The following is an 18,782-nucleotide window of genomic DNA, read 5'->3' on the forward strand; positions in this document are numbered from 1 at the left end:
TCCAAGATTATCGCACGCGCGAGGCGGACTGGAAACCTTGGTGGCTATGGGTGGACTCGAACCACCGACCCCAGCATTATGAGTGCTGTGCTCTAACCGGCTGAGCTACATAGCCTAGGGAACCGCTAATTCTGGCGATGCTCCTGGTGGTTGTCAACGGTTGCCTGGCCGGCTTGTGGGCTTCGATCGAGCGTGGCAGAGTCGGGGGCAGTAGATTTTCAGGAGTCCGCATCGTGATCGATCCGGACGGCTACCGGCCAAACGTCGGCATCGTGCTGATGCGGCAGGACGGACAGGTGTTCTGGGCGCGCCGCGTGCGCCGGGACGGCTGGCAGTTCCCGCAAGGCGGCATGAACAGCGACGAAACCCCGGTCGAAGCCATGTACCGCGAGTTGCGCGAGGAAACCGGCCTGTTGCCCGAGCACGTCGAGTTGCTCGGGGCGACGCCCGGCTGGCTGCGCTATCGCCTGCCGGCACGGGCCATCCGCCACAGCGAGAAGCAGGTCTGCATCGGCCAGAAGCAGGTCTGGTTCCTGCTGCGGCTGACCGGGGACGAGTCCCTGGTGCAGCTGGATTGCACCGATACCCCCGAGTTCGACCACTGGCGCTGGGTGGATTTCTGGTACCCGGTCGAGCACGTGGTGGTGTTCAAGCGCGGCGTCTACGCCCGCGCCCTGCGCCACCTGGCGCCGCTGGCGCGCGGCATCGCCGGCGGGGCGGTCGGAATGATGCCCGAGCGCGCCCAGGAAGCCTGGCTGCCCGGCAGCAGCGCCGGGCACGACCGGCCGCGCAAGCGTTCCCGCAAGCGCCGGATGGGGCCGCGCGTGTCCGGGATCGAATGAACGGCCTTGAATTGACAACCATTCTCGTTTTCGTTTGAATGGCCACGCCCCCGATCCTGGGGCGTGAGCCTTGAGTTGTCGAACGTGTACGTATGCATCTGTAACGGGGTCACCGACCACCAGATCCGCGAAGCCGTCGCCAACGGCTGCGCCAGCGTCACCGAACTCACCATGCGTACCGGTTGCGGTTCCAACTGCGGCTCGTGCCTGGACATGGCTGCCGACCTGATCGCCCAGGCGCGCGCCGTGCGGGAATTCCCGCTGCCGATGGCCGGGCTGGCCAGCGCGGCCTGACGACCTACCTCGTCCGCCTTCCAATCGGCCAACCGACGGGCAGCGCGGGCAGGCGCCCGGAGCGAGGAACCCGCTTTTCGCCCACCGCCGCGGCCGAGACCGCTCCGGTGGCGGTGGCCATCCCGCCGGGCGAGCCTGGCTTTTGCCTCAAACTGAGCACGATTCGCGTTTCTTCATCGATGCGGCGAAAGCGCTAGAGTGCGCCCGCCCCACCGCTGGAGACGTCGCATGAAAGGCGATACCAAGGTCATCGAGTACCTCAACAAGGCGCTCTACAACGAGCTCACCGCGATCAACCAGTACTTCCTGCACGCCAAGATGCTGAAGAACTGGGGCCTGAAGGAACTGGCCGAGCACGAGTACAAGGAATCGATCGACGAGATGAAGCATGCCGACAAGCTGTCGGACCGCATCCTGTTCCTCGAGGGGCTGCCGAACTTCCAGGCGCTGGGCAAGCTGCGCATCGGCGAGAGCCCGACCGAGATGTTCCGTTGCGACCTGGCGCTGGAGCGCGAAGGCGCCGTGCTGCTGCGCGAAGCCATCGCCTATTGCGAATCGGTCAAGGACTACGTGAGCCGGCAGCTGCTGGCCGACATCCTGGAGCAGGAAGAAGAGCACATCGACTGGCTGGAGACGCAGCTGGACCTGGTGGACCGCATCGGCGAGCCGAACTACCTGCTCACCAAGCTGGAAGACTGATCCGCCTCGCGCGCGGCCGCTGCCGCGAGCCGGCCGGCGTAGCCGATCAGCGCGACGCGGGCGCGCGCGTTCTCCGCGATCGCCAGCGCCACCAGCACGCCGGGCCGGTCCAGCATGCCGGTGCGCGCCGACAGTTCGATCCTGCGCGCGGCGTTGGACAGGGCCATCGCGCCGACATTGGCGCTCGAGGCCTTCAGGATGTGCGCCACGTCGCGCAGCTTCTCGATGTCGCCGGTGGTGGCGGCCGTTTCCAACTGGCCGATCAGGCCGGGCGCGTCCTCCAGGAACAGCGCGATGATGCGCGCGGTTTCCGCTCCGGCCACCTCGCGCAGCTCGTCCAGCACGCCGGTGTCCAGCACCGGCAGCGCGGCCGCCTGGGCCGCCTCGGCGGCTTGCTCGGGCGCCTGCGGGACTGCCGGGGCAAGGGCAGGGGCCGGCGCGCGCCCGGGTTGCGGCAGCCAGCGGGCGAGGCAACTGGCCAACTGGTCGCGCGACACCGGCTTGGACAGGTAGTCGTCCATGCCGGCATGCAGGCAGCGCTCGCGATCCCCGGCCATGGCATTGGCGGTCATGGCGATGATCGGCAGGGGCCGTGCGGACTGGCCCGCTTCGCGCGCGCGCCAGCGGCGGGTCGCCGCGTAACCGTCCAGGACCGGCATCTGGCAGTCCATCAGCACCAGGTCGTAGGGCTGCTGGAGCATCGCTTCCAGGGCCTGTGCGCCGTTGCCGGCGGTATCGGCCTGGTGGCCCAGGGAGTCGAGGATCTTGCGGGCGACCAGCATGTTCACCGGGTTGTCCTCGACCAGCAGGATGCGGGCGGGGCGCGTCGGCGCGGCCATCGCCGGCGCGGCCGGCTCGGCCTCGACCGCCGGCGCCGGTTCCGGCGGGAACAGCGCGGTGCGGATGCTGGCATCCGGCGCCTGCCGGGGCAGCAGGTCGGGATGGCGCTGGATCTCGTCGGGGAGCGGGTGCTGGCCGTAGAGCCAGATCAGCCGGGGCTGGCCGGATTCCTGGCGCGCCAGCGTGCGCTGCAGCGCACGCGCGCTGTAGCGCAGGGTGTCGTGGTCGGCGACCACGATGCGGTAGGCCGGCAAGGTGGCCCCGGCGCGAAGGCGTTCCAGCGCTTCCTGCGTGGTTTCCACGCCCTGCACGTCCAGGCCCCAGTCGCCCAGCAGGCGGCTCATGCGCTGGGACAGCGCGAGGTCGCTGGAAACCAGCAGGACGCGCTGCCCCTGGGCGGTCGCCGCCGGGGCGTCCATGTCGCCGAGCACTTTCAGCAACGGGACCTCGAACCAGAAGTTGGACCCTGCGCCGGGCGTGGATTCCACGCCGATGCGCCCGCCCATCAGGTCGACGATGCGCTTGCAGATCGCCAGGCCGAGGCCGGTGCCGCCATACAGCCGGGTCGTGGAGGCGTCGGCCTGGGTGAAGGAACGGAACAGGCGCGACTGCTGCTCCGGCGCGATGCCGATGCCGGTGTCGCTGACCTGGAAGCGCAGCAGGTGCTGGGCTTTGGCCTCGCCGAGCCGCTGCACCTGCACGTCGACGTGGCCGCGCTCGGTGAACTTCACCGCGTTGCTGATCAGGTTGCCCAGGACCTGGCGCAGGCGCACCGGGTCGCCGCGCACCGACAGGCGCACCGCCGGGTCGATCCGCAGCGAGAGCTTCAGGCGCTTCTCCTCGGCGGCGCGCTGCATCAGCTGCACCACGCCTTCGAGCATCTCGCGCAGGTTGAAGGTGGTGATCTCCAGCTGGAGCTTGTCGGCTTCGAGCTTGGAGTAGTCGAGGATGTCGTCGACGATGCGCAGCAGCTGCATCGAGCTGGCGGTGGCGGTGCGCAGCATCTCGCGCTGGTCCAGCCCGAGCGGGCCGCGCGCGATCAGGTCCAGCATCGGCAGGATGCCGTTGAGCGGCGTGCGGATCTCGTGGCTCATCGTGGCCAGGAACTCGCCCTTGGCGAGCACCGCCGCCTCGGCGGCCTGCTTGGCTTGCAGCAGCTGCTGTTCGAGCTGGTCGTGGCTGAGCAGCTCCTGGCGCAGGCCATCGCGCTCCTGCTCGACGGCCTTCAGCTGCCCGCGCAACGCCGCCGCCCGCCGGCGTTCTGCGCGCAGGCCGTGGCCGAGCCGCAGGGCGGCCAGCAGCATCGCCAGGACCAGCGGCGCCAGCAGCCAGGCCCAGGGACCCGGTTGGCGCAGCAACAGGGCCGCGACGCAGCCCAGGGCCGCCACCGCCGCCGCGATCGCCAACCCGAGCGCCGCCGTGCGGTTGGCGGACATGCGCTAGGGCCTGTTAGCGCTATGGGGATGGGCCGTGCTGCCGTATGCGGCCGCGGGCCGGTCGTGCGCGGCGTCGTGGGCGGACCATGATGCGCCCGGCACCGGCCGCCCGTTCGAGCCGCACACGGCATCCCGGAGGGCCGCGCCTGGGCGTGCACGGTGTGGCGTCGTCACTCGATCGTCTACCGACATGAATCCCCTCGTTCTTCCTTGCCCCGCACGGCGTGGCCTGTCCCGATGGCGTTGCAGGCCCTAGAGCACCGCGTTCTGGAAATCGAAGTCCAGGCCCTGGCCGACGGACTGCACCAGGTTGCCCTGGATGAAGTCCACGCCGCTCACCCACATCGCCGCGGCGGCCTGCGCATCTTCGATCTGCTGGCCGATGATCTGCAGGCCGCGCCGGTGCGCCAGGTCGATCGCCTCGCGCAGTTCGCCGCGCATGCGGGTGTCGGCGTGGCTGCCGGCGAAGCGGTTGGCCAGGCGGACGTAGCCGAGCGGCAGGTGCCCGAGCAGCGCGTTCGCTTCCGGGCCGGGTTCGTACTGGCTGATGCAGAACTGCACGCCCGCCGGCATCAGGCGGGCGCAGAACCGCTCCAGCGTCACCGCGTGGATCAACGCATCCTGCAGGCGCACGTCGATGACCAGCGAGGTGCCTTGGATCGCGCGCTGCTGGATCGACTGCAGCAGCCATTCGGCGAACGCCTCGCGGGCCAGCGTGCGTGGCGATTGCGAGACGAACAGGCGCAACGGCGGCGTGGCGTGCTGGTAGGTGTGCAGCAGGCCGAGCGCGTGCTCGAGCACTTGCTGGTCGAGGTCGGCGATGCGGCCTGCGGCCTCGGCGGCCGGGATCACCTGCCCGGCCGAGAGCAGCGTGCCGTCGGGCTGGCGCAGGCGCAGCAGCACCTGGTACTGCGCGCCGCCGCCGCCGGCCACCGCGACGATCGGCTGGTAGGCCAGTTCGAGCTGGCCGGCGACCCACTCGAGATGGTCTTCGTTGCCGCGCTCGTCGGCGGGCGAATGGCGCTGTATGCCGCTGTGCAGGCGCGCCTGCAGCGCGGTGCGCTCGACCGCTTCCAGGACGGTGCCGGCATCGCCGAACGCCCCGGGGAGCGAGGCGAAACCGATCGCGCAGCGCAGGTGCACGGCTTCGTCGTCGCGGACCGTGAACGGCTGCGCCGCCAGGTGCGCGCGCAAGTCGCGGGCGAAGGTTTCCATGTCCGCATCGGGCATGCCCGGCGCCAGCAGCAGGAAGCTGTTGTCGCTCAGGCGCGCCAGCGCGTGCGATTGCGCGACCGCGGCCAGGCGGTGGCCGGCCTGGGTCATCAGCCGTTCGAACGCGGCATAGCCGAACCGCTCGCGCAGGCCGAGCGCACTGGCGATCTCGATGAAGAACGCGCCCCCGGGCATGCGCTCGTCCAGCAGCTGGCCAAGCCTGTGCATCAGGTGGACGCGGGTGGACAGGCCGGTTTCCGGATGGCTGGCTGCGGTGGCTGGGGCGGACGCGGGTTGCTGGAGCTGGGCCTGCTGGCGCGCGCGGCGGATGCGGTTGGAAACCGCCGCGACCAAGTGCCGGGGACGGATCGGCTTGGTAAGGAAGTCGTCGGCGCCGCTGTCGAGCACCTCGAACTGCCGCTCCGGATCGGGGTCGCCGGTCAGGAACACGATCGGCAGCAACTGGTGCTGCGGCTGCTGGCGGATCAGCGCGGTCAGGCGCATGCCGTCCAGGTCCGGCATGTGCAGGTCCATCAGGATCAGGTCGGGCCGGTAGTCCCCGATCGCCTGCTGCACGTTGGCCGCGACCATCTCCACCTGCGCGTGCATGCCGGCGCCATGCAGCACGCTCTGCGCGAACAGGGCCTGCGAACGATCGTCCTCGACGATCAGGATCCGGTACGGCGCGTCGTTGGCCGCCGCAAGTTCCGGCAGCACGGTGGCGGCAACGGGCGACGCGGGCGTGGCCGGTGGCGGGGTCGCCGTGGCCGGCGCGGGAGCGGGGACGGGCGCGCCGGCGGCCACGCCGGGGGGCGCCTGGTTCTCCCAGCGCCGCCAGTAATCGGCCGGCGGCGTCTCGGCGCGCACGGCATTGCGCCCGCGCGCGTTCGCGTCCTCGCGCACCGGAGAAGGCACCGGATTTCGATCGGCCATCACGTCCCCCAGGTAGAGCCGGCGATTATGCGGTCATCTTCACGGGAGCGGGGAACCGGGATGGCCCGGCGGGGGCTCGCGCAACGGCGCGGTGAGCCGTCGCACGCCGCGCCAGAGCAGCCGCCACGCCCACCACACCAGCAGCGCGCCGACCAGGCTGGCGGCGAGCACGAAAGCCAATGCCAGCCACGGGTGGGCCACGGCCAGGGCGAGCGTGGCGGTGACCACGGTGTCCTCGGCGACCGAAGCGATCCAGTTGCTGGCGGGTTCCGGCGAGGTGTTCAGCAGGGCGCGCGTGCCGGCCTTCAGGCCATGGCTGGCCAGGGCGATGCCCGCGCCGGCGGCGAGCGTGCCGGCGCCCAGCTGGCCGTCGGGCGACAGCGTCGCGGCCGCCAGGAAGGCGCCGGCCGGGACCCGCGCCAGCGTCTGCAACAGGTCCCAGGCCGAGTCCACGCCCGGGATCTTGTCGGCGAAGAACTCGACCAGCGCGAGCGCGCCGGAGGTGCCCAGCACCCACCAGGACTGGGTGGCCTGCAATGCCGGCGGCAGGTCGACCCAGCCGAGCAGGCCGGCGAGCCCGACGCCGAACACGGTCAGGTAGACGCGGATGCCGGCCAGCCAGGCCAGCAGGATGCCGATGACGAACAGGTGCGCTTCGTTCATGCCCAACGCCCGGAGCGGGGAGGGAGGAACTATCCGCCAAGCGCGGCCACGGCGCCAGTCGCCCGCCGGGCGTTCCCGTGCCGTGACGGAACGGTGGTTTACACTGCCGGGCCGCCCGTTTCAGGAACCGGCCGGCGACCGGCCGCGCATTCTCCGACGATGAGCCAGCCCAAGCCCCGCATCCGCTTCATGCAAACCGCCTCGCCGGGCTCGCCGTCGTGGCGGCGGGGCTGGATCGCCGCCATCGCGGTGTTGTGGCTGGCTTCGCTCGGGCTGACCTGGTGGTGGGCCGGGCGCAGCGCGGTGCCGCGGCTGGCCGAGGCGGAGGCCGAGCTGGGCCGGTCGCGCGCGCGCGAGGCCGCGCAGGCGCGCCAGATCGAGGAGCTGAAGCAGCGCCAGGTCAACCTGGCGGTGTCGGACAAGATCAGCCGCGCCGCCAATACCGAGATCCAGGCCTCCCTGGCCGAGCGCGACGAGCAGATCGCGGCGCTGCGGGCCGACGTGGCCTTCTACGAGCGGCTGGTCGGATCGACCAGCCAGCGCAAGGGCCTGAACGTGCACTCGATCGAGTTCGCGCCGGAGGCCGGCGGGAGCTGGAGCTACACCGCGGTGCTAACCCAGAACCTCAACCGCGGGGCGATCAGCCAGGGCCAGCTGCGCTTCTCGGTGGAGGGCGTGCGCGCCGGCAAGCTGACCACGGTCAGCTGGGACGAGCTGCACCAGAAGCAGAACGTGCCCGGCCAGGATTATTCGTTCCGTTACTTCCAGCAGTTGGAGGGCAGCGTGATCCTGCCCAAGGATTTCACCCCGCAACGTGTGAGAATCTCGCTGTCCGGCGGTGGGGCGCCGGTAAACCAGACCTTCGATTGGAAACGCGTCGGCAGCGACGCGGGGGAATGAACATGTTCGGGAACAAATCCGGCCGGGGAGGCCAGACCGTGGTCGACACGCTGATCGGCGCGCAGGTGGTGATCCGCGGCGACCTGACCTTCAGCGGCGGCCTGTACATCGAGGGCCGCGTGGTCGGCAAGGTGATCGCCGACGAGGGAAGCCAGGCCGCGGTGACCCTGGCCGAGACCGGCATCGTCGAGGGCGAGATCCGCGCGCCGGTGGTGGTCATCAACGGCAAGATGACCGGCGACGTGCACGCCTCCGAGAAGGTCGAGCTGGCCGCCAACGCCCGCGTGCAGGGCAACGTGCACTACCAGGTGGTCGAGATGAGCGCCGGTGCGCAGCTGACCGGGCGGCTGATCCACGCCGGCGCGATCGCGGCGCTGCCCTCGCCCGTGCCAGAAGAGGCGCTGGAGCCGGCTTGATAAGCCGGGCGGACGCCCCCATCTCGCGCGCATGAGTACGCTCGTTTCCCTGCCCACGGCCGCGCCCGCTCCCGACTACCAGTCGCTGGAACGGCCGCTGAACTTCACGCCGGCCGCCGCCGCCAAGGTGCGCGAGCTGATCCAGGAGGAAGGCAACGCCGACCTGGCGCTGCGCGTCTACATCCAGGGCGGCGGCTGCTCGGGCTTCCAGTACGGCTTCGAGTTCGACGAGAACCGCGCCGAGGACGACCTGGCGGTGGATACCGACGGCGTGACCCTGCTGGTCGATCCGCTGAGCCTGCAATACCTGATGGGCGCCGAGGTGGACTACACCGAGGGCCTGACCGGCGCGCAGTTCGTGATCCGCAATCCGAACGCCAAGAGCACCTGCGGCTGCGGCAGCAGCTTCAGCGTCTGAGCCGCGCCGGCGCCGGTCCGGGCGGCCGGGCGTTCCCGCGCGCGGTCGGATAGGTCCCTGGGCGCATGGCGCGGTTGCGATGCCATGCGAATGTCGGCAGGCTTCCGCGGATGCCTAACGATCTTCCTCCTCCGTTTTCGGGCTTCGCCTTCGTCGGCGAGCCGCTCGATCGCGCCGATGCGTTGCGCAACGATGCCGCCGCCGTGGCCGCGCTCTGGGACGAGGCGCGCGTGCTGGTCCTGGACAACGACGGCAATGCCTTCGCCGACGCCGACGGCCAGCCGTTCGCGCTGACCGGGGCCGAGCTGGGCGGCGGCCCCGGCACGGCGATCTTCCTCGGGTTGCAGGACGGGCGCGGCTGGTTCTGCGTGGACGCGGCGACGGTCGCGGCGCAGGCGCCGGGCCGGATCGACCTGCGCCAGGCGGCGGCGAGCTGGGACACGCGCGCGTCCAGCGCCTTCGCCTACGCGCGCGGCATGTCCTACTGGCAGGCGCGCACCCGTTTCTGCGGCGTCTGCGGCGGCGCGATCGAGTTCCGGCGTGCCGGGTTCATCGGGCATTGCGCGCAATGCGGCAACGAGCACTATCCGCGCGTGGACCCCGCGGTGATCGTGGCGGTCTCCGACGGCGAACGCCTGTTGCTGGGGCGGCAACCGAACTGGCCGCCGCGCCGCTACTCGGTGATCGCCGGCTTCGTCGAGCCGGGCGAGTCGCTCGAACAGACGGTGGCGCGCGAGGTGTTCGAGGAGACCCGGGTCCGGGTCGCCGGCTGCCGCTACCTGGGAGCGCAGCCATGGCCATTCCCGGGCGCGCTGATGCTGGGGTTCGAGGCCGTCGCCGATCCCGGTCAGGTACCGCAGGTGGACGGCGAGCTGGAGGACGCGCGCTGGTTCGGCCGCGAGGACGTGGGCGCGGCATTGGCGCGCGACCGCGAGGACGATGGCGATGGCATCCGCCTGCCGCCGCCGATCTCGATCGCGCGGGCGCTGGTCGAGCACTGGTTCCACGCCCGGGACTGACCTGGGCGATAACGCGGCCGTTGCCGGCGCTCGCATAGAATCGGTCCAGGAGGATCCGACATGTTCACCACCCTGGTCGCCGTGATCGTCGCACTCGCGTTGGGCCATGTCGCTCCGGCACTGGCGGCATCGCTGCGCCGTTTCGCCTGGCTGGAGCGCTGGGTGGGCTGGCTGGACGCGCACGCCGGCGGGCTGGCGGCGTGGCGTGGCGTCTATGGCGTGGCGCTGGTGCTGGCGCCGCCGCTGCTGCTGGTGCTGGCCGTGCAATGGGGACTGTCCGGCATCGGCTTCGGGCTGCCTTCGCTGGCGCTCGGGATCGGCGTGCTGGCCTGGACCTGGGGGCCGCGCGACCTCGACCGCGACGTGGAAGCGGTGATCGACGCCGAGGAGCCTTCCTCGCGGCGCCTGGCGATCGCCCACCTGCAATCGGCCGGCGGCAGCCTGCACGAGGACGCGCCGTCGCTGGTGGCCGCGGTGGTGGTCAATGCATTGCGGCGCTGGTTCGCGGTGATGTTCTGGTTCCTGCTGCTCGGGCCGGTGGGCGCGGTGCTGTACCGGCTGAGCGCGCAACTGGTGGAGGGCGCGCTGTCCGAGCGCCTGCCCGCGCGCCACCTGGAAGGCGCGCACCGGCTGCTGGCGGTGCTGGAATGGCCGGTGGCGCAGCTGATGGCGCTGTCGATGGCGCTGGTCGGCAATTTCGACACGGTCTACCGGGCCTGGCGCGAGGCCCATGGCAATCGCTGGTCGCTGGAGCCGGCGTTCCTCGGTGCGGTGGCGCGGGCCAGCGTCAGCGCCGAATTGCGCGAAGAGGCGCACGACTACACCGATGCCGGCCTGGTGCCGGTATGGCGTCGCCTGCCCGAGCTGCGCGATGCGATGAGCCTGGTCTGGCGCGTGCTGCTGCTGTGGATGGTGGTGCTGGCGCTGCTGGTGATCGCCGGCTGGGTGGCCTGACGGGGCCGCGGTGCCCTGGCGCGGGGCGGCGGCGCGCTAGATGGGCGCGAGCCAGGTGAACGGCGGCCACGGCAGGTTGCGCGCCACCCAGTACGTGGGCAGCAGGACCAGCCACAGCTTGGGTTCGAGCACGACCCGCATCAGCGGCTGCAACGGGCGCGGCTGCCAGCCGGACGACCAGGCCGCCATCAGCGGCATCAGCGGCAACGCGATCATCGCCAGCGGGTTCATGTGGAAGGCGCGGGCGATGTCGCCGTGCACGAGCGCGTGCAGGGCGCGGGTCAGCCCGCAGCCGATGCAGTAGTGCCCGGTCAACGCATAGAACATGCAGGGCGGGAACGGGTTGCCCGCCACGTTGGGGTCGTAATGGCGCAGCACCCAGACGCCGGCACCGGCCGCGAGCGCGGCCGATGCCAGTCCGGTGACCTTGAGCCAGGCCGGGGCCTTCAAGTCCGCGCCCTTACTGCTGGTACTGCTGCAGCATTTCCATGTAGGCCTGGGTGCCGCCGGTGGCGAACCAGACGATGTTGATGACCAGGCCGACGATCGCCAGCGCGGTCGCGACCCAGCACCAGGTCTTGGCGGTGTTCGAGGCGCGCCGGGCGCCCTCGATGTCGCCCTGGTTGAGCAGCGTGGTGACCTTGCTGGAGAACACGATGGCGACGATGCCGATCAGGCCGACCGGGCAGCACAGGCAGGTGGCCAGGATGGTCGAGATGATCGACCACGCCAGGTGGTTCGGGATCGGCTCGGAGGCGGCGACCGGCGGCGGGGTGACGGGAGGAACTGCGCTCATGTGGAACTCCTGTTTCCTTGGGTGGTGATGCAGAGTGGGCAGGGCTTGCGGGGGCAAGAGGGACGAGCGGCGGACGGCGGGTCGCGCCGGCGCCATGGCAGGGTGACGGGGCCGCGGAGGCGGCGGCCGGCGGCGACGCTGATCGATGTCGACATGGCCCTCCCCCGTGGCGGATGCCTTTCCGTGTGCAATGCAGTGGAGCCCCTGCAGCGTGCTTGCCGGTACAGCGTAGCGATGGCCGCGGCGGATCGCAAAGGCGATCCGCCGCGGGCTCAGGCATGCTCGCCGCGCAGCGCGCGCACGCGCGCTTCCAGGGCCGCGGCGCTGCTGTCGCCGGGCATCGGCTCGCCGGCGACCACGTCGACGTGCGCGCGGAAGCGCCGCGGCAGGCGCATGCGGCGCATCCGCGAGTCGCGCCGGCTCCACATGCTCGACCACATCCCGCGCAGCGCCATCGGCACGACCGGCACCGGCCGGCGCGCCAGGATCCTCTCCACGCCGGACTTGAACGGCGCGATATCGCCGTCCTTGGTCAACGCGCCCTCCGGGAAGACGCACACCAGCTCGCCCTCGGCCAGCGCCGCGTCGACCGCATCGAACGCGCGCTGCATCAGTTCCGGGTCCTCCTTGGCGCCGGCGATCGGGATCGCCTTGGCGGTGCGGAAGATCCAGCGCATCACCGGGATGTTGAAGATCTTGTAGTACATGACGAAGCGCACCGGGCGCGGGATCGTCGCCGACAGGATCAGCGCGTCCATGTAGCTGACGTGGTTGCAGACGATCAGCGCGGCGCCTTCGTCCGGCACGTGTTTCTCGATGCCGTGCAGGCGCAGCCGGTACAGCGTGCGCACCATCATCCAGCTCAGCAGGCGCATCAGGAACTCGGGCACGATGCTGAAGATCCAGATCGCCACCAGCGTGTTGGCGATCGCCAGCGCCAGGAACACCTGCGGGATGGTCCAGCCGAGGAAGCGCTGCACCGCGATGCCGAGCACCGCGGCGGTGACGATGAACAGCGAGTTCTGGATGTTCAGGCCCGCGATCACCCGCGACAGCTCGGCCTTGGGCGTGCGGCTCTGGATCAGCGCGAACAGCGGCACCACGAAGAAACCGGTGAACACGCCGATGCCGACCAGGTCGAACACGATCCGTCCGCTGCCCGGCTGGCGCAGGAACTGGCCGATGTCCAGGCCAGCCAGCAGCGCATGCCCCGGACGGGCGAAGTAGAGGTCTAGCAGGAACGCGCTGATGCCGAACGCGCCCAGCGGCACCAGGCCGATCTCGACCGTGCGGCCGGACAGCTTCTCGCACAGCAGCGAGCCGGCGCCGGTGCCGATCGAGAACAGCGCCAGCGCGAACACGTACAGCTCCTGGTGGCCGCCGAGGTTGATCTCCGCGTAGCTGGGCAGCTGCGCGGTCAGCACGGTGCCGATGAACCAGAACCAGGACACGCCGAGGATGGCGTTGCGCACCGCCGGCGTCCTGCGGGTCAGGCGCATGATCGCCAGCGACTCCGGCAGCGGGTTCCAGCGCACCTTCAGCCCGGGCGCGCCGGCATCGACCTTCGGGATGAGCCGGGCGCAGAGATTGCCGCACACCGCGATCGCGATCACCGCGGTGGCGGCCGTTTCCGGCCCGTGCGTGCCGGCGATCTGGAAGATCAGGCCGCCGACGATCATGCCGCACAGGATCGAGATCGACGTGCCCATCTCGACCAGGCCGTTGCCGCCGGTGAGTTCCTCCGGCTTGAGCACGGCCGGCAGGATCGAGTACTTCACCGGGCCGAACAGGGTGGACTGCAGCCCGGTGCAGAACAGCGCGACCAGCAGGACCGGCATGTTCTGGGTCAGGAAGCCGACCGCCGCCAGCGACATGATCCCGATCTCCATGGTGGTGGTGATCACGATCAGCTTCTGCTTCTCCAGCCTTTCCGCGATCTGGCCGGCGATGGCGGAGAACAGGAAGTAGGGCAGGATGAACAGCGCCGGGGCGAGGTTGGTGTAGAGCGTGCGCTGGGCTTCGTCCACGCCCAGATAGAACAACAGGCCGATGATGGCCTGGCGGTAGACGTTGTCGTTGAAGGCGCCCAGGGCCTGTACGGCGAAGAACGGCAGGAAGCGGCGTTGCTTCAGGAGGGCGAACTGGCTGTGGCTGGACATGCAGGCTCCTTTGCGGACGCGCGCAGCCTAGCAAATCGGATGGGGTTCTGATTGCGGGGTGGGAGGTTAGTTGGGGTTGCTGTCGCTGACGATGGCGATTCTTGCTTCCGCTCCATCCATACGGCCACGGCATCTCACCGCCTCGCGCCATCCCACTACCGCCATTCCCGCAAGGCGGGAATGGCTTTTCAGCAGCCGAACGGCTGATCATCCAGGGACGTGATTTTGGCTTTTGGGGCCTTTGCAATAAAGCTAAAAGCTTTCGCCTTGCGGCGAGTTACCTTTCTTTGCTTGTGCACGCGCGCCGCAGGAGCGGCGCCGCACGGCGGAGCCGGCCCGAAGGGCGCGGCACAAGGATGTGCCGCGTAAAGAAAGGTAACCCAAAGAAGCGCTTCACAGCAGCCGAACGGCTGATCAAGCACACCCCGCCTTCGCGCCCGCAGCTACGCTGTGGGTTCGCGGAGCCGATGGGATTTTCGGACGCGACCTCCTGTCGCGGCCGAAAACGGCGCACTCGTCCGCTATGCGGACGAGTCCGGGGCATTCGCCGCGCGGCGAATGCCCGCCCGCCGGGGCGAAGCAGTGCTTCGCCTTTTCCGGCGAGCCCCTGTGCACCGCCCTTCGGGTTTTTCCCATCGTCTCCGCCGCTACGGAGGGGGCCCGGTAGGTCAAAGTCAAAAACGGAAAACAAGATCACGAGCAACAGCAACACCGTTGCTTGCTCGCCTAGTTCTTCTCGTACCGCTCGCGCAGCAATGCCACGAAGGCGCGGGCGGCGGGAGTGGGGTCGCGGTGCCAGCAGGCGTAGGTGAGGAAGCGGAACGACGGGGTGAGCTTGACCATGGCGATGCCGTCCATGGTCTCGGCGGTCGTCTGCGGCAGGATCGAGATGCACAGGTCCTCGGCCACCAGCTGGCGGATGAGTTCGGCATGGGTGGCTTCGTACTGCAGGCGCTGGCGCAGGCCGGCCTCGGCGAAGGCACCGTCGATGATGCCGCGCACGCCCGCGCCCGGGCTCAGGCCGGCCATCGGGGCGTCGTCGAGCTCGCGCAGGGCGACGCTGCGGCGGCGCGCGAAGCGGTGGCCCGGCGCGGTGATCAGCGCCAGGCCTTCTTCGTGCAGCAGCAGGCGTTGTTCCGGCAGTTCCACCTGGGTGCCGACGCCGACCAGGGCCACGTCCAGCTGGCCTTCGGCGAGATCGCGCAGCAGCGCTTCGCTCATGCCGGTGCGCAGGTGCACGTCCACCTCGGCATGGGCGCGGCGGAACTCGCTGAGCAGTTCGGGGATCCACACCGTCATCAGCGACGAGATCTGGCCGATGTTGATGCGCCCGCGCACCACGCCCACCGCCTGCGCCATCTCGTCCTGCAGGCGCTGCGCGGCGCGCAGCGTCCGGCGGGCGTTGTGCAGGAACACCTCGCCGGCCGCGGTGACGCGCACCCCGCGGCCGCGGCGATCGAACAGGCGCGCGCCGAGCTGTTCCTCGAGCTTGGCGATCTGGTGGCTGAGCGCGGACTGGACGGTGTGGCAGCGCGCGGCCGCGGCGGTGAAGCTGCCTTCCTCGGCGACCGCCACGGCGAACTCGAGCTGGCGCAGGCTGAACATGCGATCACGAAACGAGATGGATACGGTGAAAACAATACATTGGAAAGATGGCGGGGGGAGGTCCAGACTGGCGTTCCGCGATATTTCTCCGGTCTCCCGTGAACACCTCCCCCTCCTCCCACAACGCGCTTTCGCGTGGCCTGGTGCTGCTGATGGCGATGGCCACCGGCCTGGCGGTGGCCAGCAACTACTACGCCCAGCCGCTGCTGGACCTCCTGGCGCGCGACTTCGGCATCAACGTCGGCCATGCCGGGCTGGTCGTCACCGCCGCGCAGCTGGCCTACGCGGCCGGCCTGATGCTGGTCGTACCGCTGGGCGACCGGCTGGACCGGCGCGTCCTGATCGTCGGCCTGTACGCGTTGAGCGCGGCCGGGCTGTTGATCAGCGCCAGCGCGCACAGCTTCGGGTGGCTGCTGGCCGGCACGATGCTGACCGGCGCCTGCGCGGTCAGCGCGCAGGTGCTGGTGCCGTTCGCGGCCACGCTGGCCGCGCCGCACGAGCGCGGCCGCGCCGTGGGCACGGTGATGAGCGGGTTGCTGCTGGGCATCCTGCTGGCGCGCACCGCGTCCGGCCTGCTCGCCGGGCTGGGCGGCTGGCAGACCATCTACTGGGTCGCCGCGGCGCTGATCCTGGTGGTGGCCGGCCTGTTGTGGCGCGGCCTGCCGCCGCACCCGGGCCAGGCCACGTTGTCGTATCCGCGGCTGGTCGCCTCGGTGCTGGTGCTGCTCCGCGACGAGCCGGTGCTGCGCGCCCGGTCGGTGCTGGGCGGGCTGCTGTTCGCCGGCTTCAGCATCTTCTGGACCACGCTGGCGTTCCTGCTTTCGGGGCCCGACTACGGCTACGGCACCGCGACGATCGGCCTGTTCGGCCTGATCGGCGCCGCCGGCGCGCTGGCCGCGAACCTGTCGGGCAAGCTGTCCGACCGCGGAGCCGGGCACTGGGTCACCTGGGGCGGGTTGCTGATGCTGCTGGCGTCCTGGGGATTGCTGGCGGCCGCCCCGCATTCGCTGGTGGCGCTGGTCGCGGGCGTGCTGCTGCTCGACGTGGCGGTGCAGGGCGTGCACATCGGCAACCAGAGCGTGATCTACCGCCTGCATCCGGCCGCGCGCAACCGCATCACCTCGGCCTACGTCACCTGCTATTTCATCGGTGGCGCGGTCGGTTCCAGCGCCGGCGCCTGGGCGTACGCCGCGGCCGGGTGGAACGGCGTGGTGGTCGCGGGCGCGGCCCTGGCGGCGCTGGCGTTGCTGTGGACGCTGCTGACCGTGCGCCACGAGTTCAACGACGCGGCCGAACCGGCGTCCTCGCCCTGAATCAGGTCCCGGCGTCGACCACCGCGGCGGCGGCCGCACGCAGCTTGGGCAGCAGCCGCAGCATCAGCGCCAGCTGGGTGTTGACCAGTTGCTGCTTGGCCGGCAACGCGGCCTCGCCGGCGGGCGCGGCCTCGAGCCGTTCCGCCAGGGCCAGCTCGGCCGGCTCGTTGCCGACCGGCAGCTCCTGGCGCTGCGACAGCGCCTGCGCGATGTTCCCGAACATGCGCTGCAGGTAGCTGCCGGCTTCCGCGACGGCGCCGCCGGTGGCGTCCTCGGCCAGCTCGGCGCGGTGCGCGCCGAGCGCCGAGAGATAACCGAGCAGGGTGCTCGACAGCGCCAGGAAGCGGAAGCCCGCGTCGAGGTTGCGGCGATAGCGGCCGGGCTCGCGCAGCATGTTCGACAGCGCCGCGGAGAGCGCGGCGTCGGCGTTGTGCATGTCGCGCCGGGCGATGCGGTAGGGCAGGTCGTCGCGCATGCCGCTGCGGTACTGCTCCAGCACCTGCGCCAGGTAGCGCGCGCAGGCGGCCAGTACCGTCGACATCACCACGTTGAGGCGGCGGCCCTGCCAGTCCGGCAGGATCAGGAACGAGGCGGCCGCGGCGATCGCGCAGCCGATCAGCGTGTCGACCAGGCGCGGCCAGATCAGCACGAAGCCGTCGCCGATCAGGTTGAAGCACAGCAGCGCCATCACCGTGATCGCGGCCGTGGCCAGCATGTAGCGATCGGTGCGGGCGATGAAGAACACCAGCGCGCCCGCCAGCGCCAGCAGCAGCTGCAGTTCGGTGCCCGGGAACAATTGCATCACCGCCCAGGTGGCGACCAGGCCGACCAGGGTGCCGACGATGCGCTGGACCAGGCGCAGCCGGGTGGCGCCGTAGTTCGGCCGGCACACGAAGGCGGTGGTGAGCAGGATCCAGTAGCCGTTGTCGGCATGGATCAGCTTCATCAATCCGTAGCCGACCGCCAGCGCGATCGCCATGCGCAACCCGTGCCGGAACAGCACCGAGGTGGGCGTGAGCTGGCGGCCGATGCGGGTGGCCATCTCGCGCAGCGTGTGCGGCGAGGAATCGCGCAGGCGGGTGTCGACGGTCTCGCCGGTGGTGTCGGTGCGGGTGGCTTCGGAAAGCCTGCGCTCGATGGTCTGCAGGTTGGTCACCAGCAGTTCCAGCGAGCCGAGCAGGCGCGCGAGCCGGCCATCGCCGCGCGCATGCAGGAAGTCCAGCGAGGCGCGCAGGTCGGCGGTGGCCTGGGCGGTGCGCTCGCCGTACTCGAACGGCCGGCGCAGCCGGATCGCCTCGCCGAGCCGGGCGCAGGCCTTGCCCTGCAGGCCGAGCAGGCGCTGGCAGCGGTACAGCACGTCGCTGTGGAAGAATGCCTCGGTCAGCGCCTCGTACGGATAGTGCGAGGAACTGGCGCGCTCATGGAACTCCTGCGCCATGTAGTACAGGCGGAAGTACACGCCGGATTGCACGCCGGGCCGGCCCGAGCGCCCGAAGCGGCTGATGATCGCGTTCTTGGCGGCGTTCAGCGCGGCGACCACCCTGGCGTTCTGTTCGGCCAGCGCCAGCCGGCGCGCGTGCAGGTCGCTCTGCCGCACCGGTTCGAACAGGTCGGCCTTCAGCTCGATGAAGCGGCCCAGTTCGAAGAACAGCTGCGCCAGCCGCTCGCGTACCGGGCGGTTGGCGAACAGGACCGTCCACAGGATCGACAGCAGGCCGTACCAGCTCGCGCCGAGCAACAGCAGTCCGACGCCGTGCCAGGCGGCCTCGGGGCTGCGGCTGCCGTGCTGGTCCATGCCGAGCATCGCGTAGATCGACAGCGCCACGGTGGCCTGGGCGAGCGAGGCGTAACGCTCGCCGAGCGCGCCCAGCAGGGTCAGCGCGAACGTGGACAGCGCCAGGCTCAGCACGAACGGCAGCGGATAGGGGAACAGCAGCACGACCGCGGCCGCGGCCGCGGCGAAGCACAGCAGCGACAGCAGCACCGCCTTGCCGCGGCCCAGCCAGTTATCGTCGGTCTCGGCGATCGCGCTGGCGATGATGCCGAGGAAGAGCGCCGGTACCGCCTGCAGCTGCTGGTGCTGCCAGCATGCGCCCATCACGGTGGCCAGCGCGATGAACACGCGCAGCCCGTAGCTGGCCTTCTCGTGGGCCCACAACTGGCCGAGGCGGGAGTCGAGGCGGTTCATGCACGCTGCGCAGGGGACCGGCCGGCATTATCCCGGCCGGATCCGCGGGCGGGAAGCGCCGCCCGGCCTGGGCATGGCGGCGCGTGCGGGAACGC

Annotated in this window: 16 protein-coding genes, 1 tRNA gene and 1 pseudogene; 9 read left to right on the forward strand and 9 right to left on the reverse strand. The window is 70.5% G+C overall.

Going from position 1 to position 18,782, the window contains the following annotated elements; genetic code table 11:
* Positions 1 to 38: 38 nt before the first annotated feature.
* Positions 39 to 115 (reverse strand) — tRNA-Met (locus FD678_RS15160).
* A gap of 118 nt (positions 116 to 233) precedes the next feature.
* Between FD678_RS15160 and FD678_RS15165 the strand changes: the two are divergent.
* From FD678_RS15165 to bfr, 3 genes and pseudogenes are all read left to right on the forward strand, one after another.
* Positions 234 to 692: pseudogene (locus FD678_RS15165) on the forward strand (RNA pyrophosphohydrolase); the annotation flags it as partial.
* A 213-nt stretch (positions 693 to 905) separates the two neighbouring features.
* The gene (locus FD678_RS15170; RefSeq protein WP_218569759.1) at positions 906 to 1,136 is read left to right on the forward strand and encodes a (2Fe-2S)-binding protein; all 231 of its coding nucleotides are present in this window, start codon (positions 906 to 908) and stop codon (positions 1,134 to 1,136) included.
* Between the two features lie 228 nt (positions 1,137 to 1,364).
* Complete coding sequence (bfr, locus tag FD678_RS15175; RefSeq protein WP_140725528.1) at positions 1,365 to 1,835, forward strand: bacterioferritin; 471 nt, start codon at positions 1,365 to 1,367, stop codon at positions 1,833 to 1,835.
* On the opposite strand, the gene FD678_RS15180 is transcribed toward bfr, so the two are convergent.
* The 3 genes from FD678_RS15180 to FD678_RS15190 form a co-directional block, all read right to left on the reverse strand.
* Positions 1,808 to 4,111 (reverse strand): ATP-binding protein, encoded by a 2,304-nt coding sequence (locus tag FD678_RS15180; RefSeq protein ID WP_140725531.1) that lies wholly within the window; start codon positions 4,109 to 4,111, stop codon positions 1,808 to 1,810. The genes bfr and FD678_RS15180 overlap by 28 nt on opposite strands.
* A 252-nt stretch (positions 4,112 to 4,363) precedes the next feature.
* Positions 4,364 to 6,256 (reverse strand): EAL domain-containing protein, encoded by a 1,893-nt coding sequence (locus FD678_RS15185; protein WP_140725534.1) that lies wholly within the window; start codon positions 6,254 to 6,256, stop codon positions 4,364 to 4,366.
* A gap of 39 nt (positions 6,257 to 6,295) precedes the next feature.
* Positions 6,296 to 6,919, reverse strand: a complete 624-nt coding sequence (locus FD678_RS15190) for a DUF4126 domain-containing protein (RefSeq protein WP_140725537.1) — start codon at positions 6,917 to 6,919, stop codon at positions 6,296 to 6,298.
* Positions 6,920 to 7,078: 159 nt separating this feature from the next.
* Between FD678_RS15190 and FD678_RS15195 the strand changes: the two genes are divergently transcribed.
* The 5 genes from FD678_RS15195 to ampE all read left to right on the forward strand — a co-directional run bounded on the left by FD678_RS15195 (position 7,079) and on the right by ampE (position 10,626).
* On the forward strand, positions 7,079 to 7,819 hold the full coding sequence (locus FD678_RS15195; RefSeq protein WP_218569760.1) for a DUF6776 family protein: 741 nt from the start codon (positions 7,079 to 7,081) through the stop codon (positions 7,817 to 7,819).
* A gap of 2 nt (positions 7,820 to 7,821) precedes the next feature.
* On the forward strand, positions 7,822 to 8,235 hold the full coding sequence (locus FD678_RS15200) for a bactofilin family protein (RefSeq protein ID WP_140725541.1): 414 nt from the start codon (positions 7,822 to 7,824) through the stop codon (positions 8,233 to 8,235).
* A gap of 31 nt (positions 8,236 to 8,266) precedes the next feature.
* Entirely contained in the window at positions 8,267 to 8,653 is a 387-nt protein-coding gene (gene erpA, locus FD678_RS15205; protein ID WP_140725544.1) for an iron-sulfur cluster insertion protein ErpA, read from the forward strand.
* A 110-nt stretch (positions 8,654 to 8,763) separates the two neighbouring features.
* The gene (gene nudC / locus FD678_RS15210; protein ID WP_140725547.1) at positions 8,764 to 9,672 is read left to right on the forward strand and encodes an NAD(+) diphosphatase; all 909 of its coding nucleotides are present in this window, start codon (positions 8,764 to 8,766) and stop codon (positions 9,670 to 9,672) included.
* Between the two features lie 60 nt (positions 9,673 to 9,732).
* Positions 9,733 to 10,626: a regulatory signaling modulator protein AmpE gene (gene ampE / locus FD678_RS15215; protein ID WP_140725552.1), complete on the forward strand. Its 894-nt coding sequence runs from the start codon at positions 9,733 to 9,735 to the stop codon at positions 10,624 to 10,626.
* Between the two features lie 36 nt (positions 10,627 to 10,662).
* On the opposite strand, the gene FD678_RS15220 is transcribed toward ampE, so the two are convergent.
* From FD678_RS15220 to FD678_RS15235, 4 genes are all read right to left on the reverse strand, one after another.
* The gene (locus FD678_RS15220; RefSeq protein WP_218569761.1) at positions 10,663 to 11,076 is read right to left on the reverse strand and encodes a DUF2752 domain-containing protein; all 414 of its coding nucleotides are present in this window, start codon (positions 11,074 to 11,076) and stop codon (positions 10,663 to 10,665) included.
* A 10-nt stretch (positions 11,077 to 11,086) separates the two neighbouring features.
* Positions 11,087 to 11,422, reverse strand: a complete 336-nt coding sequence (locus tag FD678_RS15225; RefSeq protein WP_140725555.1) for a CD225/dispanin family protein — start codon at positions 11,420 to 11,422, stop codon at positions 11,087 to 11,089.
* A 272-nt stretch (positions 11,423 to 11,694) separates the two neighbouring features.
* Entirely contained in the window at positions 11,695 to 13,581 is a 1,887-nt protein-coding gene (locus FD678_RS15230; RefSeq protein WP_140725557.1) for an MFS transporter, read from the reverse strand.
* A gap of 726 nt (positions 13,582 to 14,307) precedes the next feature.
* Positions 14,308 to 15,186, reverse strand: a complete 879-nt coding sequence (locus FD678_RS15235) for a LysR family transcriptional regulator (protein WP_140725560.1) — start codon at positions 15,184 to 15,186, stop codon at positions 14,308 to 14,310.
* 152 nt (positions 15,187 to 15,338) lie between these two features.
* Between FD678_RS15235 and FD678_RS15240 the strand changes: the two genes are divergently transcribed.
* Positions 15,339 to 16,499 carry an MFS transporter gene (locus FD678_RS15240; RefSeq protein WP_218569789.1) on the forward strand — a complete coding sequence of 387 codons (1,161 nt, stop codon included), beginning with the start codon at positions 15,339 to 15,341 and terminating at the stop codon, positions 16,497 to 16,499.
* Position 16,500: 1 nt separating this feature from the next.
* On the opposite strand, the gene yccS is transcribed toward FD678_RS15240, so the two are convergent.
* The gene (gene yccS / locus FD678_RS15245) at positions 16,501 to 18,687 is read right to left on the reverse strand and encodes a YccS family putative transporter (RefSeq protein ID WP_140725565.1); all 2,187 of its coding nucleotides are present in this window, start codon (positions 18,685 to 18,687) and stop codon (positions 16,501 to 16,503) included.
* Positions 18,688 to 18,782: the final 95 nt, after the last annotated feature.

It is taken from the genome of Pseudomonas sp. Hp2, from assembly GCF_006386585.1.
Classification (GTDB): Bacteria; Pseudomonadota; Gammaproteobacteria; order Xanthomonadales; family Xanthomonadaceae; genus Pseudomonas_S; species Pseudomonas_S boreopolis.

Bases quoted from the DNA above. Each gene is read 5' to 3' on its own strand.
- bfr (WP_140725528.1), top strand. From the start codon at position 1,365: ATGAAAGGCGATACCAAGGTCATCGAGTACCTCAACAAGGCGCTCTAC.
- FD678_RS15180 (WP_140725531.1), bottom strand. From the start codon at position 4,111: ATGTCCGCCAACCGCACGGCGGCGCTCGGGTTGGCGATCGCGGCGGCG.
- FD678_RS15185 (WP_140725534.1), bottom strand. From the start codon at position 6,256: ATGGCCGATCGAAATCCGGTGCCTTCTCCGGTGCGCGAGGACGCGAAC.
- FD678_RS15190 (WP_140725537.1), bottom strand. From the start codon at position 6,919: ATGAACGAAGCGCACCTGTTCGTCATCGGCATCCTGCTGGCCTGGCTG.
- FD678_RS15195 (WP_218569760.1), top strand. From the start codon at position 7,079: ATGAGCCAGCCCAAGCCCCGCATCCGCTTCATGCAAACCGCCTCGCCG.
- FD678_RS15200 (WP_140725541.1), top strand. From the start codon at position 7,822: ATGTTCGGGAACAAATCCGGCCGGGGAGGCCAGACCGTGGTCGACACG.
- erpA (WP_140725544.1), top strand. From the start codon at position 8,267: ATGAGTACGCTCGTTTCCCTGCCCACGGCCGCGCCCGCTCCCGACTAC.
- nudC (WP_140725547.1), top strand. From the start codon at position 8,764: ATGCCTAACGATCTTCCTCCTCCGTTTTCGGGCTTCGCCTTCGTCGGC.
- ampE (WP_140725552.1), top strand. From the start codon at position 9,733: ATGTTCACCACCCTGGTCGCCGTGATCGTCGCACTCGCGTTGGGCCAT.
- FD678_RS15225 (WP_140725555.1), bottom strand. From the start codon at position 11,422: ATGAGCGCAGTTCCTCCCGTCACCCCGCCGCCGGTCGCCGCCTCCGAG.
- FD678_RS15230 (WP_140725557.1), bottom strand. From the start codon at position 13,581: ATGTCCAGCCACAGCCAGTTCGCCCTCCTGAAGCAACGCCGCTTCCTG.
- FD678_RS15235 (WP_140725560.1), bottom strand. From the start codon at position 15,186: ATGTTCAGCCTGCGCCAGCTCGAGTTCGCCGTGGCGGTCGCCGAGGAA.
- FD678_RS15240 (WP_218569789.1), top strand. From the start codon at position 15,339: ATGGCGATGGCCACCGGCCTGGCGGTGGCCAGCAACTACTACGCCCAG.
- yccS (WP_140725565.1), bottom strand. From the start codon at position 18,687: ATGAACCGCCTCGACTCCCGCCTCGGCCAGTTGTGGGCCCACGAGAAG.